Source organism: Anabaena sp. WA102 (assembly GCF_001277295.1).
In the GTDB taxonomy this organism is placed as follows: Bacteria; Cyanobacteriota; Cyanobacteriia; order Cyanobacteriales; family Nostocaceae; genus Dolichospermum; species Dolichospermum heterosporum.
Genome location: NZ_CP011456.1, coordinates 837,813 through 851,427, shown reverse-complemented (window position 1 = coordinate 851,427; position 13,615 = coordinate 837,813). Strand labels below are relative to the sequence as shown.

Here is a 13,615-nt window from a genome sequence, read left to right as displayed (position 1 = left end):
TAGCCAGTATTGGGCAATAATACTACATTTTAAAGACGTGAAGACCGATCTAGCTATTCCGCCAAATATTTTTACAATGATCTTATTAAACGGTAGTTTGTTATTCTAAAAGCTTATGCAGCCGACTAACCCCAATCAATTTACAGAGAAAGCCTGGGAAGCGATCGCTCATACCCCCGATGTCGCTAAACAATATCAGCAACAGCAGCTAGAAAGTGAACACCTGATGAAAGGGTTGCTGGAACAGGAAGGACTGGCCAGCGCGATTTTCACCAAAGCTGGGACAAGTTTGCAAAAAGTTCGAGATCGCACAGAGCAATTTATCCAACGTCAACCCAAGGTATCCGGCGCTAGTGCTTCTGTTTATTTAGGACGCAGCTTAGATACATTATTAGATCGGGCAGAAAAATATCGTCAAGAATTTAAAGACGAATTTATTTCTATTGAACATTTACTGTTAGGTTACGCCAAAGATGATCGGTTTGGCAAAAGTTTACTGCAAGAATTCGGTTTAGATGAAACCAAACTCAAAAATATTATTAAAGAAATTCGGGGGAAACAAAAAGTGACTGACCAAAATCCAGAAGGTAAATATCAATCACTGGAAAAGTACGGACGTGATCTCACAGAAGCCGCCCGCAAAGGTCAGCTAGACCCCGTAATCGGTCGTGATGATGAAATTAGACGCACAGTACAAATTCTCTCCCGCAGAACCAAAAATAACCCGGTTTTAATTGGTGAACCTGGTGTAGGGAAAACGGCAATTGCGGAAGGTTTGGCACAGCGCATTGTAGCGGGTGATGTTCCCCAATCTCTCAAAGATCGTAAACTCATCAGTTTAGATATGGGGGCTTTAATTGCGGGAGCAAAATTCCGAGGTGAATTTGAAGAACGTCTCAAAGCCGTATTAAAAGAAGTCACCGAATCCGGTGGGAATATTGTCTTATTTATTGATGAAATTCATACCGTTGTCGGTGCAGGTGCAAGTCAAGGGGCTATGGATGCCGGAAATTTATTAAAACCGATGTTAGCACGGGGTGAATTACGCTGCATTGGAGCGACAACTTTAGATGAATACCGCAAATATTTGGAAAAAGATGCCGCTTTAGAAAGACGCTTCCAACAAGTTTATGTAGATCAGCCCAATGTTCAAGATACAATTTCCATTTTACGCGGTTTGAAAGAACGTTATGAAGTCCATCATGGGGTGAGAATTTCTGATAGTTCCCTCGTCGCTGCGGCCACTCTCTCTAATCGTTATATTAGCGATCGCTTTCTGCCCGATAAAGCCATTGATTTAGTAGACGAAGCCGCTGCTAGACTGAAGATGGAGATTACCTCCAAACCCGAAGAACTAGACGAAATAGACAGAAAAATCCTGCAATTGGAAATGGAAAAACTTTCCTTACAAAAAGAAAGTGATCTCGCTTCCCGTGAACGTTTAGAAAGATTAGAAAAAGAACTCGCTGACCTTAAAGAAGAACAAAGAACTCTCAGCACACAATGGCAATCTGAAAAAGGAATTATCACCAAAATTCAATCAATTAAAGAAGAAATTGACCGAGTTAATCTAGAAATTCAACAAACAGAAAGAAACTACGATCTTAACCGGGCTGCGGAATTAAAATATGGCAAATTAACAGACTTACATCGCCAATTACAAGCCGTAGAAACTGAACTTTCCCAAACTCAAAAAACCGGAAAATCACTATTACGCGAAGAAGTTACAGAAGCCGATATTGCCGAAATTATTTCTAAATGGACAGGCATTCCCCTGAATAAATTAGTCGAATCAGAAAAAGAAAAACTCCTGCATTTAGAAGATGAATTACATCACCGGGTTATCGGTCAACATGAAGCCGTTACCGCTGTCGCAGATGCCATTCAACGTTCTCGCGCTGGACTTTCTGACCCAAACCGTCCCATAGCCAGTTTTATCTTCCTTGGTCCAACTGGTGTCGGTAAAACCGAACTAGCGAAAGCCTTAGCTGCTTATATGTTTGACACTGAGGAGGCTTTGGTGCGGATTGATATGTCCGAATATATGGATAAGCACAACGTTTCCCGACTAATCGGTGCGCCTCCCGGATATGTAGGTTATGAAGAAGGAGGACAATTAACCGAAGCCATTCGTCGTCGTCCCTACGCGGTAATTTTATTCGACGAAATCGAAAAAGCCCACCCCGACGTATTTAATATTTTCCTGCAAATTCTCGATGATGGTCGGGTGACAGATGCCCAAGGTCGCACAGTAGACTTTAAAAATAGTATCATCATCATGACCAGTAACATTGGTTCTCAATATATCCTAGATATATCTGGAGATGATAGCCGTTACGATGAAATGCGTAATCGCGTGATGGAAGCAATGCGAAATAGTTTCCGTCCAGAGTTCTTAAACCGTCTAGATGAATTAATTATTTTCCACAGTTTACAAAAATCCGAATTGCGGAATATTGTTCAATTACAAGTAGATAGACTCAGACAAAGATTAACTGATAGGAAAATGGCTTTGAAATTATCCAGTGCTGCTCTTGACTTTTTGGCAGAAGTAGGGTATGATCCCGTTTTTGGGGCAAGACCATTAAAACGAGCAATTCAAAGAGAATTAGAAACCCAAATAGCCAAAGCCATTTTACGCGGTGATTTTAGCGACGGTGACACGATTTTTGTAGATGTCCAAAATGAGCGTCTTGCCTTTAATCGCCTACCCGCAGAAGTGTTTACAGGTTAGATTTGAGAGTCCCTTCAAGCCAGGGAATAAATTCCCTGTCTAAAAGCTAAAGTCGGTTAAAACCGACTACTTTGGCATAAAATAAATAGGATGATTTTTGATTTTGAGTTAGAGGTTGTTTGAAAAGTATTATATCAAACCCGTAATCTCCAAAAACCTAACCCCCCTACCCCCCTTCCCTGCAAGGGAATGGGAGTTTTAAAGCCTCTCCCCTTGCAGGGGAGAGGTTTGGAGAGGGGTCAGTCTATACATTCGAAACTTTTCAAACATCCTCTTAACCAGAGTGGATTTTAACGCACTTTAGCTAAATTGGTAAAGACTTGACAATAATTTGAGAATTATTAAAAAAGGAAAAATTATGCAATCTCCTCTTTACTTTTTCACTGTCGAAGAATATCTAGAATTAGAACAATCTAGCGATATTCGTCATGAATATTTTGCTGGTGAAGTCTTTGCTATGGCTGGAGGTAGTAAAGAACATAATATAATTACTCTCAATATTGCTAGTAGACTACGTTCCGGGTTACGGGGTAGTTCCTGTAATGTTTTCATGTCTGACATGAAAGTGAAAATAAATTTAGCCAATGATAATAAAACTATATTTTACTATCCTGATGCGATTGTTAGTTGCGACACTGAAGATCAAGACCGTTATTTTTTAAATTATCCTTGTTTAATTATCGAAGTGCTATCACCAAGTACAGAAACTATAGATAGACGGGAAAAACTGGTAAATTATCGCAGTTTAGCAAGTTTGAAAGAATATGTTTTAATTTCTCAAAATGAAATCAAGGTAGAAGTTTATCGTCAAGATGAAAAAGGAAATTGGACTATACAAATTTTGATTAATCGTGATGATAAATTACATTTAGATTCCGTTGGTTTGATTCTAGAAATGGCAGAAATATATGAAGATATTATCAATATTTAATTGTTTAATTTAGTTAGAGAAAAAAATAGCAGATAGATTAAATAGACCACAATTCAGACAGAAACTTCTAATGAAGAAAATATCCCAACCTGTAGTACAAGCGTAGGGGTTTAGCACTGCTAAACCCCTACCCGCTAAACGACAGTCAAATTTACTTTGACAATAATATCATTGTAATCGTTATCTCCCCCACCTACTAAATCTTCAAAACCAAAGACGTTATTTCCTAACAAACGAATGTGATCTAAGTAGGTTGGCGTTGAAAATTGTCGTTATGGCAAGGCAAAAGGCAAGAGGCAATAGGCAAGAGTGAAGAGGGTTTGGGCGATTTTACGTTTCTTTACACAGTTTGGTTTTATTGTGTTCACCTACTTACCTTATCACTATTAGCTCCTAAATAAGCAAAGTAAGCTTGGTTAACTTGTCCATTCAGAACTTGATCTACAGTGCGACCATCAGTAAGAATAAACGGCGCAAAAATACTTCCTCCTGTCAATGTTTTATCTGTGAAAGAGGCAGTTCCTTGGTTATCAACTCCGAGATCAATTCCCGCAACACGATTTTTGATAGCCGCTTGAGCATAACCTGAGTCACCAGGACGGAAATCAACTGTACCATCACCATCAATATCAATACCACCATTTTCATCTGCTACTTTATAAAAGCCGACGAAGTTATTAAAAGCTGCTTCTCTATTAACAGTAAAATCAGCTTTTACATTGTTGGTTATCCCCCTTAAATCAAGGACTTCTCCTTGTTGTTTGCCTTGGAGATTTGTACCCAAGGGTAATGGGTCATTTGTGGATTTAATGTTGACTACCAAATCTTTGAAGTCAGTATCTGGATCTCCATCAACAACTAAAGGACTGCCACTGCTACCAGGGAAACCAAGATAAGCTAGTCGCTGTTGTTGAGTATAAACATTCAGTTTCCCTTTTTCCACCTTGACAGTGTTACTGCCGGTAGTAGAGAATCCATCAGTGACACTTACTTTGACGGTTAGAGACTTTTGATCCTGATCTTCAACATCAAAAGTTACTTGACCTAAACCAAGGTCGCCAGTCCGATCTTTCCCATAGGTTTGGATAGCTCCAGTTACTTTAGGAACATAGTATAAAACCTTATATGTAGTCCCTGTAGTTGCATTTTCTCCTTTCTCATCAATCAATTTTCCCTTTGAAGCATCTGGCAATGATTTCAAGGCAAGGTTTCCCTTCTGTTTGCCGAGATCAATCTTAATAACATCCCCTACCTTCCCATCCACATTAATCTCCGCAGCGTCAGTAGAAACAGAAAATTGCCAAGCTGTCCCAGACTGTGGTGCTGTTACTTTAATAGTAAGTTGATCGTTACCTGAAACTTGTTTAAATGACTTACTGCCACTCTTTCCATTGGAGACAAGTCCTCCCGTAGAGAAAATAGGAGTTGCCCCGTACCTTATTTCAAACTGATCGGGAATCGAAAAATGCTCGTATGAATAATTGACAGTGATGCTTTTTTCTGTTTGTCCTTGTGGTAAAGGATCGAGTTGAAATGGTAAAGTTAATCCTCCTACACCACCACTTTTTGAGATAGGCTGTGCTTGCTCAATTTGAATTAATTGTCCATCCAAAAAGATGATTGCAGTATCATCCTCAGCCTTCAATTGCTGTATCTGCTCAGGCTCAAATGTCTTTCCTTGAACAACACCTGAAAAAATTGCTCCCTCTTCTCCAGGAGTATCAAATATATTTATTTTAGCATCTACAGCATGACCAATTTCTTCCAATAATACTGAAGTTATAGATTCAATATCGGCTGCATTTTGGTTGAGATAATCTTGAGATAAATAGATCGTATTAGTGGCTTGAGCATAAGCTCCAATTGCTCCACCAAGTTCAGATCCGGTACGAACTTCAATATTGGGAATTACACTGAAATCTTGATTTTTCCAAGCAATTTGAAAACTATTTGAATCAACTGCAACACCAAAAGCCAACTGCATTTTAGTTTGAAAATCTGAACTATTTGCAAAACTATATAATTGATTTTTTGCTAGTTCTAATGCTGATGTTATAATTGATTGATTGATCTTTGTCATCGTTTAATAACAAACCGTAATTTTCAAACATTGTATGATCTCACTGGTTTTAGATATTTATAGTGAAATTACCCTAAAAATAGGGCTATTTGTCGAATTTTGATACAAAAACACGAAAAATGGTAGCTAGAATAACTAGACTACAATTCAGTGTATTCAATAACACAAGACCCAAGTGATATTAAAAGTTTATCAAAACCATGTCATCTATCTAAAGACATAGATTGAAATTGTTTTAGTAAAATTAAGCACAATCTAGAGAAAGCATCACCCTGAAAAAGGGAGTTGTGGAAATAACCCCCTTTAAGTAGTGAGACAGAATTAATTACACAATGTCATTGGGAATGGAACGAAGTGAAATGAAGTAATTCCAAGGGTTGTGATTGCTTCTCTTCGCTCGCAATGACTGTAAATATTTTTGTCTAATTACTTACCTAATATTCTTTTGTGCTTGAAATTTTTACACCCATAAGTTAACATGAAATATAATGAGAATTTCATGGAGAGGTAACAATGATGCTTGATGCACGGGAAATTTACCCCCTTTCAGACTTTCAGCGCAATGCTAGACAGTTCATTGAACAAATACAGTCGAGTCATAAACCAATCATTCTCACTGTTAATGGTAAAGCATCCGTGATCATGCAGGATGCAGCATCTTATCAAGAATTACTGGATGAGTTAGAACTAGTAAGGTCAGCCGCAAAAATTCGTCAAGGCATAGCTGAAGCTGCTGCTGGAAAGACAAAAGACGCGGTAGAGGCATTAGAAGAATTACGGTTAAAGCATGAAATACCTCGTTAGAATTACTCCAATAGCACTAGACGATGCGGAGGAATTTTATTTGTGGATTTCTCAAGATTCTCCTGTAAATGGGGCTAATTGGTTTAATGGATTACTTGCTGCAATTGATACTCTTGCTTCCATGCCTCACCGTTGTGCGATCGCACCAGAAAAGGAAATAGTAGGACAAGAAATCCGATATCTTCTCTATTCCAAACGCTATCGGATTCTTTTTGGCATTGAAGGTAATGCTGTGATAATTTACCATATTCGGCATACCTCCCAAGAATGGATGACAAGAGAAGAATTTTTGAGACAACCTTATGGAAATATCGAAAATATCGAACCAGAAAAGTGACCATTAGTATCAAATTAAGCTACAAATCGGTTATCAGTGAAAGCAAATAAAAAATTTACTTACAGCAAATTGTCATCAAACCTGGAACAAGAACCCCACCCCCAGCCCCCTCCAGTATCAAAAGCTTATCCTTTTCTTCCCCCCGCTGCGGGGGGATTTAGGGGGGTGCGATGAGGGGGCTAGGATGTACCTTATATGACCGGAAATCGCTGTAAATGAGAGAATTAAAAGTTTTAAACTCACATAGGGTGCGGGGGGGTAGAAACAGCTTGATAATTTCTACCCATAACTATCCATATATTACTGTTTGTCCAAGTCTTCAATAAGTTGATCAACAAAATCCCTCAACCGTTGCTGCTGTGTCAGGGACGGTTTTAATTTTTTCCCTGACTCCAGGTAAAACCTTAAATTGCAAGGGTGATTTATCGTAGGCTACTTGATTTTGTGGTTTAAATTTAATCCGAGGCATTGCCAAATCCTAATATGTCTGATATACTAGATATCATAGCACAACATTGAAGGTCGAATCAATGCTTTTATCATTCAAAACTGCACTAATTCCAAATAACCGACAGATTACAGCTTTTCGCAAGGCTTCTGGAGTCGCTAGACACGGAAAATAACCCAATTCCCAACTTAAAAGGAAGAACCTGGTTCTTCCAAAAATTCCTCTTCCTCTGGGGTAGAAATCCGTCCTAAAATGGCATTACGATGGGGAAAGCGACCAAATCGAGCAATTATTTCCTTGTGTCGAAAAGCTGATTCAATCGCTTTTGCACTGTAGGGATCATGACTAAGTTGTTGAAATAGCTTAATGCACTTGCGTTGATCAATTGGGTCTTCACTGTGTTCAAAGGGTAAATATATGAACCAGCGTTGCACAGCCAATAATTTTCTATCATAGCCTTTGTTTGTGGCGTGTTGCGCTAATGACAGTGCTTCCCAGTCCGTTGCAAAGGCTTGTGGGGTATCACGAAACATATTTCGGGGAAATTGATCTAGTAACAGAATTAAAGCTAGACAGGTTTCTGGTGAATTCATCCAATCATGCAAATATCCGGCTACCGCTTGTTGGTAATCTTCCAGAAAAAGGTCGCGGACTTTAGCATCGAAATCCGGTTGTTTTTCAAACCAAAATGGTTGAATTTTCCCGTAATTTGGGTCATTTAGATGACCAAACCAAAAATCCAAAATAGTTGTTGCCTGTGACATTGCTATTATTGATGATTACAAAGCACCTGTCGCATTTTACATAGATTTGCTGGTAACTCCAAATTCATTGCTTGTTCAATAAAAATTGAGGGGATGGGAATGTTGGGGGTGGCTTGTACCGTATAAGCTAATAAAGTGCCATTACCCATATCTTTGAGTTCTAAACTGGCATGAAAATCTGCAAATGAGCCTCTTTCCATGCGAAACTGGACTTGCTGCCCTAACACCTCCACCACGCTCAAATAAATTTCTACTTGAGCCGTGAAAAATAAAAAGGCTTTTTGTGCGGCTTGATAGAGACGTTTGACATCACCTTTAGATATGACTTCACTTTTGGTGATATCGGGAAAATATTGCACCCAACGGGGGTAATCTGTAATTTGTTGCCAGACATGGGATCTCATCAGGGGTACATACATACAAGCGGTAACAGCACCACCCCAGTTAGTATGGGATCTCGTTTGTACTAATACTTCCCCCTGAATCAGCAGTCTTTGCTGATCTTGATTCCAGAGGCTATCTGGTAATGGTAACATGGCGTAAGCGATATTTTTAAGATTTGAGTTTGACATAATATAATGCAGATATAGTGATTTTGGTAACGTTTTAACTGATTAACCTTGATAATTTAATTGAGTTTAACTCACTCAATTCTAATTACAGTCGAATTCATACAGTTTTCGCACATAATGAGTCTAAAGTTCATATTCACTTATAAGAAAATAGGCTAAAAACCTTTGAGGGCAGGTTTTGGAGCGTGGCGGAAAAACTTAACTGTCCTTTCTTTAGGCAAGGGATGAAAGCCAACTAGAGGCTGTCTTCCTCCAGTGACTTGTGTTATCCTAATTATCACAGGAAAGGTAATCAACCTGTCTAAAAACCTAACTGCCTAACGGTAATCTGTACCTTGACAATTAAATCTATGCGGTTCTACTGCATTGTTCTAGTTCCCTCCTAGCAGTAGGTAAAAGATTTATAGGAGCTAGACGAATCAGAATTTTTGAAACAGAAAAGTTTCATCCTCAACAGGACTTGCAGTCATGCAACTACGGTCGGGCAGACCGAAAGTTAACGCTTGGGGAGAGTCCCACCTCTGAGCTAGATAACACAAGGAGTCTAGTTTAAGTGGTCTCGTTGAACCAAGAATCCCAGTGTCTTTAGACCGGGGAGTGTCAAATCCAACGCAAATTGGAGTTAACAGGAAAACACCGTGAGTCAATCTTCTTTAAATGGCAAATTAATCCAAGGTTTTGGGATTCTCTTGGGGATGAGCGTATCCTTGTTCGTACTGAGAGGATTGGGTATTATCACTTTCCTTCCTGGTGGTGTAATTACTCTACTGTTCTTTGGGGCTATAGCTTTGGCAATCTTCAGTTATTGCTCAAGGAGATGGTGGCGTTTTTAGATTTACCACCAATAATTATTACATCAAAAAAACTGACAAGTCATTGATCATAGGTAAAAAAGATGCAAAAGTATATATGTACGGTTTGTGGCTATATCTATGACCCAGAAATAGGTGATTCAGATAGCAGCATAGAACCAGGAACGGCTTTTGAAAATATTCCCGATGATTGGGGGTGTCCAGTTTGTGGTGCAGCAAAATCAGACTTTGAGTTATATGAAGAGTAATATGGAGATAGGATAGATCCCCGACTTCTTTGAGAAGTCGGGGATCTGAAATCTGAAATCTGAAATATTAAAAAATTTTTGAAGTTGTTACCTTTGCAAATTGTAGTTATTGGTGGTGGGGCTGCGGGATTCTTTGGTGCGATCGCTTGTGCTGAGGCTAATCCCCAAGCCCAGGTTACTTTAATTGAAGCGAGTCGTCAACCTTTGGCGAAAGTGCTGATTTCCGGTGGAGGGCGTTGTAACGTTACTCATGCTTGTTTTGAACCAAAAATTTTAGTCCAGAATTACCCTAGAGGTGGTAAGGCTTTATTAGGTGCTTTTACCCGGTTTCAACCTTTAGATACCATAGCTTGGTTTACGGAACATGGGGTGAATATAAAAACGGAAGCTGACGGCCGGATGTTCCCAATTACAGATCGGGCAGAAACCATTGCTGAATGTTTAATTAAGGCGACTTTTGATGCCAAAATAGAACTTTGTATTGGCACACCTGTTACCGCTGTCACTCGCAAAAATGCCGGGTTTGAAATTCTGCTCAAATCGGGAGAAACGAAAGAATGCGATTGCTTACTTTTGGCTACAGGTAGCAGTTTAGCAGGTTATAAAATCGCTAGAGAATTAGGTCATGACATCCAACCCCCTGTACCTTCTTTGTTCACCTTTAATATTGCAGATCCTCAACTGCGGGAATTAGCAGGAATTAGTGTTAATTCTGTAAATCTGCGCTTACCTGGGACTGGAAAAACCCCCTTCCAACAAACAGGCCCTTTGTTAATTACCCATTGGGGTGTGAGTGGTCCAGCAGTATTGAAACTTTCGGCTTGGGGGGCGAGAATTCTCAATGAAAACCGCTATCAACATAAATTATTGATTAATTGGTTGCCAGATTTATCCCAAGAGGAAGTGAGACAAAAACTTTTAACCGTCAAAGCTGAATGGGGACAAAAAGCGATCGCTTTACATCGTGGTGTAGACTTACCACATCGGCTTTGGCAATATATTATCAATCGTACCCATATTCCCACAGAAGAACGTTGGGCAACCATATCCAACAAAACCTTAAATCAACTAGTCCAAGAAATCTCCCAAGGAGAATACCTAATCACAGGTAAAGGTGCATTTAAAGAAGAATTTGTCACCTGTGGAGGAGTCAACCTCAAAGAAGTCAACTTCAAAACAATGGAAAGTAAAATAGTCCCCGGCTTGCATTTTGCCGGTGAGATATTAGATATTGATGGTGTTACAGGTGGCTTTAACTTCCAAAGTGCTTGGACAACAGCCTACTTAGCCGGTCAGTCCATGACAAAATCAACAGGAAATTAATTTCTTCCTTTGCGCCTTTGCGCCTTTGCGTAGCGTGATATAGGCATAACAAAAATCTATAAATCGTTTTAGTGAAGTTAGAAAATAAACCATCAAACTCTTCTTAAGTTCCCTCTTGCCTCTTGCCTCTTGCCTCTTGCCTCTTGCCTCTTGCCTCTTGCCTCTTGCCTCTTGCCTCTTGCCTCTTGCCTCTTGCCTCTTGCCTCTTGCCTCTTGCCTCTTGCCTCTTGCCTATTCCCTTCTTTTGTAAATCAGTATGAAATTTAGTGAAATTCTCAATCAACTTGGTGATTATATTACCGAAAGTAGCCCTAACATTGATTTAGAAATTACTGGAGTTGCAGCCATAGATGAAGCAATATCTGGGACTCTCAGCTATGTAGAAGGAGCTGAATTTTCCGCATTGCTCAATTCTACTGGTGCGAGCGCTGTAATTTTGCCCCCCGATGAAAAATTGCAGAATCAAGCCGGAGAAAAGGGTCTAGCTTGGTTATCAACAACTCAACCCAGACTGGTATTTGCGAAAGCGATCGCCCTATTTTATCAACCTTACCGTCCTACTCCCGAAATTCATCCTAGTGCCGTGATTCACCCCAGCGCCAAAATTGGTGATGATGTGTATATTGGCGCTCATGTTGTTATTTCTCATGATGTAGAAATTGGCAATCATGCCATTATTCATCCTAACGTCGTTATTTATCCAGAAGTAAAAATAGGCGATCGCATCACCCTACACGCTAACTGTACCATCCACGAACGCACCCAAATCGGTGCAGATTGCGTTATTCATAGCGGTGCTGTGATTGGTGCAGAAGGCTTTGGCTTTGTCCCTATTCGGACAGGTTGGTTGAAAATGGAACAATCGGGTTACACCGTTTTAGAAGATGGAGTAGAAGTAGGTTGTAACACAGCCATAGACCGTCCCGCAGTCGGAGAAACAAGAATTGGTAAAAACACCAAAATTGATAACTTAGTGCAGATAGGGCATGGCAGTCAAATAGGCTCTGGTTGCGCCATAGCAGGTCAAACAGGCATGGCTGGAGGCGTAAAGATTGGAAATCGAGTAATTTTAGCTGGACAAGTGGGAATTGCCAATCAGGCTAAAATTGGAGATGGGGCAATGGCTTCCGCTCAAACTGGTATTCTCAAGGATGTTGCACCGGGAGAAATTGTCTCAGGTAGTCCAGCCATACCGCACAAACTCTACCTCAGAGCATCAGCAATTTATCGCCGCTTGCCAGAAATTTATCAAAATCTCAAAAAATTACAAAAGAGGGGGTAGGGGGCAGGGGAGTTGGGGAAGTTGGGGAAGTTGGGGAAGTAGGGGAAGTTGGGGAAGTTGGGGGAGTTGGGGAGAAATTTCATTCTTCATTCTTCATTCTTCATTCTTCATTCTTCTGAACTTCTAGCCCTCACAGATAACTTTTTGGTGCAAACCCTAATTAATCCTGCTAATCTTGATTCTTTGCGCCTTTGCGCCTTTGCGTGAGACATATTAAGGTGTTTGGGTGGCGATCGCTAATTTTGCCCCTTTTACCTGCCGCACCCGATCCATAACCATCACCACCTGACCGTGAGTAGCACTTTGATCAGCATTGATAATAACTACCACTTCCGTATTTTTGCCCATCAACTCCTGTACTTTTACTGGTAAAGTCTCAAGAGTGACTGGCTGGCGATTTAAATTCAGATCCCCTGCTGAATCTATGGTGACGGTAATTGGTGCGGCTGATGATTGGGCTTTGGCTGTGGCTGCTTTAGGTAAATTAACTGGTAAACCTTCAGAACGATTTAAAAATAAAGTGGACATAATAAAAAATGTCAAAATAGCAAAGATGACATCAATCATCGGCACAATATTAATCTGGGCTGGTACATCAGGTTCATCTTGTAGACGCATAGGATTTATCCCCTCTTTCATAATGACGACGATACAGTAATTCTAGTTGACCACCATATTCTTGAATCCAAGCAATTTGCCGCAAATACAGACCGCGAAAACTATTTGCAAAAAATAAAGTAATAATAGCTACAACTAACCCTGCTGCTGTGGATACCAAAGCTTCACTAATCCCAGCGGTAACACCAGCGGTTTTTGTCCCACCCACATCACCAATATCTAACGATGCAAAGGAAGTAATTAACCCTAAAACAGTCCCTAGTAATCCTAGTAAGGGCGCTAAACCAATAATTGTATCAAAAATGTTTTGAAACCTTTTTAATAAGGGGATTTCCGCCTGGGCCTCACTTTCCAAGGCCAAGCGAAATTCTTCTGGGTTGGCTTCTTCCAATTCTAAAGCCGCTAAAAAAATGCGGGCGATCGGTAAATCAGCATTTTTATGTAAGATATTTAAAGATGTAACTACATCACCTTGACGATAAACACTTAACACCTGCTTGACTATGCGATTCTGACGACCACTAATTCCTATCCAAAAGGTAATCCGTTCCAGAATCAGAGTGATTCCTAAAACCGAAAAAAATAGCAGTGGCCACATCACTACGCCACCAGCTTTGAATAAGTTGCTAATTTCCATTGACTATTTTGCTAATTCTGGACAA

The 13,615-nt window shown here is 40.0% G+C and carries 14 protein-coding genes and 1 pseudogene; 8 read left to right on the top strand and 7 right to left on the bottom strand.

Features of this window, described 5'->3' with window-relative positions; genetic code table 11:
- The first annotated feature begins 115 nt into the window (after nucleotides 1–115).
- Both clpB and AA650_RS03455 read left to right on the top strand, forming a co-directional pair.
- On the top strand, nucleotides 116–2,734 hold the full coding sequence (gene clpB, locus AA650_RS03460) for an ATP-dependent chaperone ClpB (RefSeq protein WP_053537975.1): 2,619 nt from the start codon (nucleotides 116–118) through the stop codon (nucleotides 2,732–2,734).
- Nucleotides 2,735–3,092: 358 nt separating this feature from the next.
- Entirely contained in the window at nucleotides 3,093–3,665 is a 573-nt protein-coding gene (locus AA650_RS03455) for a Uma2 family endonuclease (protein ID WP_053537974.1), read from the top strand.
- Nucleotides 3,666–3,799: 134 nt separating this feature from the next.
- Here AA650_RS03455 and AA650_RS29405 read toward each other — a convergent pair.
- Both AA650_RS29405 and AA650_RS03450 read right to left on the bottom strand, forming a co-directional pair.
- Nucleotides 3,800–3,907, bottom strand: a pseudogene (locus AA650_RS29405) (DUF4114 domain-containing protein); the annotation flags it as partial.
- A gap of 122 nt (nucleotides 3,908–4,029) precedes the next feature.
- Nucleotides 4,030–5,745, bottom strand: a complete 1,716-nt coding sequence (locus tag AA650_RS03450; RefSeq protein WP_053537973.1) for a hypothetical protein — start codon at nucleotides 5,743–5,745, stop codon at nucleotides 4,030–4,032.
- Between the two features lie 513 nt (nucleotides 5,746–6,258).
- On the opposite strand from AA650_RS03450, the gene AA650_RS03445 reads away from it, so the two are divergent.
- Nucleotides 6,259–6,549 (top strand): type II toxin-antitoxin system Phd/YefM family antitoxin, encoded by a 291-nt coding sequence (locus AA650_RS03445; RefSeq protein WP_233455512.1) that lies wholly within the window; start codon nucleotides 6,259–6,261, stop codon nucleotides 6,547–6,549.
- Nucleotides 6,533–6,886 (top strand): type II toxin-antitoxin system RelE/ParE family toxin, encoded by a 354-nt coding sequence (locus AA650_RS03440; RefSeq protein WP_053537971.1) that lies wholly within the window; start codon nucleotides 6,533–6,535, stop codon nucleotides 6,884–6,886. The genes AA650_RS03445 and AA650_RS03440 overlap by 17 nt, the downstream gene beginning before the upstream one ends.
- 331 nt (nucleotides 6,887–7,217) lie before the next feature.
- On the opposite strand, the gene AA650_RS27535 is transcribed toward AA650_RS03440, so the two are convergent.
- The gene (locus AA650_RS27535) at nucleotides 7,218–7,355 is read right to left on the bottom strand and encodes a hypothetical protein (RefSeq protein WP_168636213.1); all 138 of its coding nucleotides are present in this window, start codon (nucleotides 7,353–7,355) and stop codon (nucleotides 7,218–7,220) included.
- 61 nt (nucleotides 7,356–7,416) lie between these two features.
- On the opposite strand from AA650_RS27535, the gene AA650_RS26040 reads away from it, so the two are divergent.
- On the top strand, nucleotides 7,417–7,509 hold the full coding sequence (locus tag AA650_RS26040; RefSeq protein WP_233455513.1) for a helix-turn-helix domain-containing protein: 93 nt from the start codon (nucleotides 7,417–7,419) through the stop codon (nucleotides 7,507–7,509).
- 13 nt (nucleotides 7,510–7,522) lie between these two features.
- Here the strand turns inward: AA650_RS26040 and AA650_RS03435 are convergent, their stop codons facing one another.
- Together AA650_RS03435 and AA650_RS03430 are read right to left on the bottom strand one after the other, a co-directional pair.
- Nucleotides 7,523–8,098, bottom strand: a complete 576-nt coding sequence (locus AA650_RS03435) for a DUF924 family protein (RefSeq protein ID WP_053537970.1) — start codon at nucleotides 8,096–8,098, stop codon at nucleotides 7,523–7,525.
- A gap of 5 nt (nucleotides 8,099–8,103) precedes the next feature.
- Entirely contained in the window at nucleotides 8,104–8,670 is a 567-nt protein-coding gene (locus tag AA650_RS03430) for an SRPBCC family protein (RefSeq protein WP_035082469.1), read from the bottom strand.
- 895 nt (nucleotides 8,671–9,565) lie between these two features.
- Here AA650_RS03430 and rd point away from each other — a divergent pair.
- The 3 genes from rd (at nucleotide 9,566) to lpxD (ending at nucleotide 12,335) form a co-directional block, all read left to right on the top strand.
- The gene (gene rd / locus AA650_RS26030) at nucleotides 9,566–9,730 is read left to right on the top strand and encodes a rubredoxin (protein ID WP_081424126.1); all 165 of its coding nucleotides are present in this window, start codon (nucleotides 9,566–9,568) and stop codon (nucleotides 9,728–9,730) included.
- Between the two features lie 84 nt (nucleotides 9,731–9,814).
- Nucleotides 9,815–11,053, top strand: coding sequence for an NAD(P)/FAD-dependent oxidoreductase (locus tag AA650_RS03425; RefSeq protein ID WP_053537969.1), 1,239 nt, complete (start codon nucleotides 9,815–9,817; stop codon nucleotides 11,051–11,053).
- A 256-nt stretch (nucleotides 11,054–11,309) separates the two neighbouring features.
- A complete protein-coding gene (gene lpxD, locus AA650_RS03415; protein ID WP_053537967.1) occupies nucleotides 11,310–12,335 on the top strand; it encodes a UDP-3-O-(3-hydroxymyristoyl)glucosamine N-acyltransferase in 1,026 nt (341 codons plus the stop codon).
- Between the two features lie 213 nt (nucleotides 12,336–12,548).
- Here lpxD and AA650_RS03410 read toward each other — a convergent pair whose 3' ends face one another.
- Both AA650_RS03410 and AA650_RS03405 read right to left on the bottom strand, forming a co-directional pair.
- A complete protein-coding gene (locus AA650_RS03410) occupies nucleotides 12,549–12,953 on the bottom strand; it encodes an ExbD/TolR family protein (RefSeq protein WP_053537966.1) in 405 nt (134 codons plus the stop codon).
- Nucleotides 12,937–13,590 carry a MotA/TolQ/ExbB proton channel family protein gene (locus AA650_RS03405; protein WP_053537965.1) on the bottom strand — a complete coding sequence of 218 codons (654 nt, stop codon included), beginning with the start codon at nucleotides 13,588–13,590 and terminating at the stop codon, nucleotides 12,937–12,939. The genes AA650_RS03410 and AA650_RS03405 overlap by 17 nt, the downstream gene beginning before the upstream one ends.
- Between the last annotated feature and the right edge of the window lie 25 nt (nucleotides 13,591–13,615).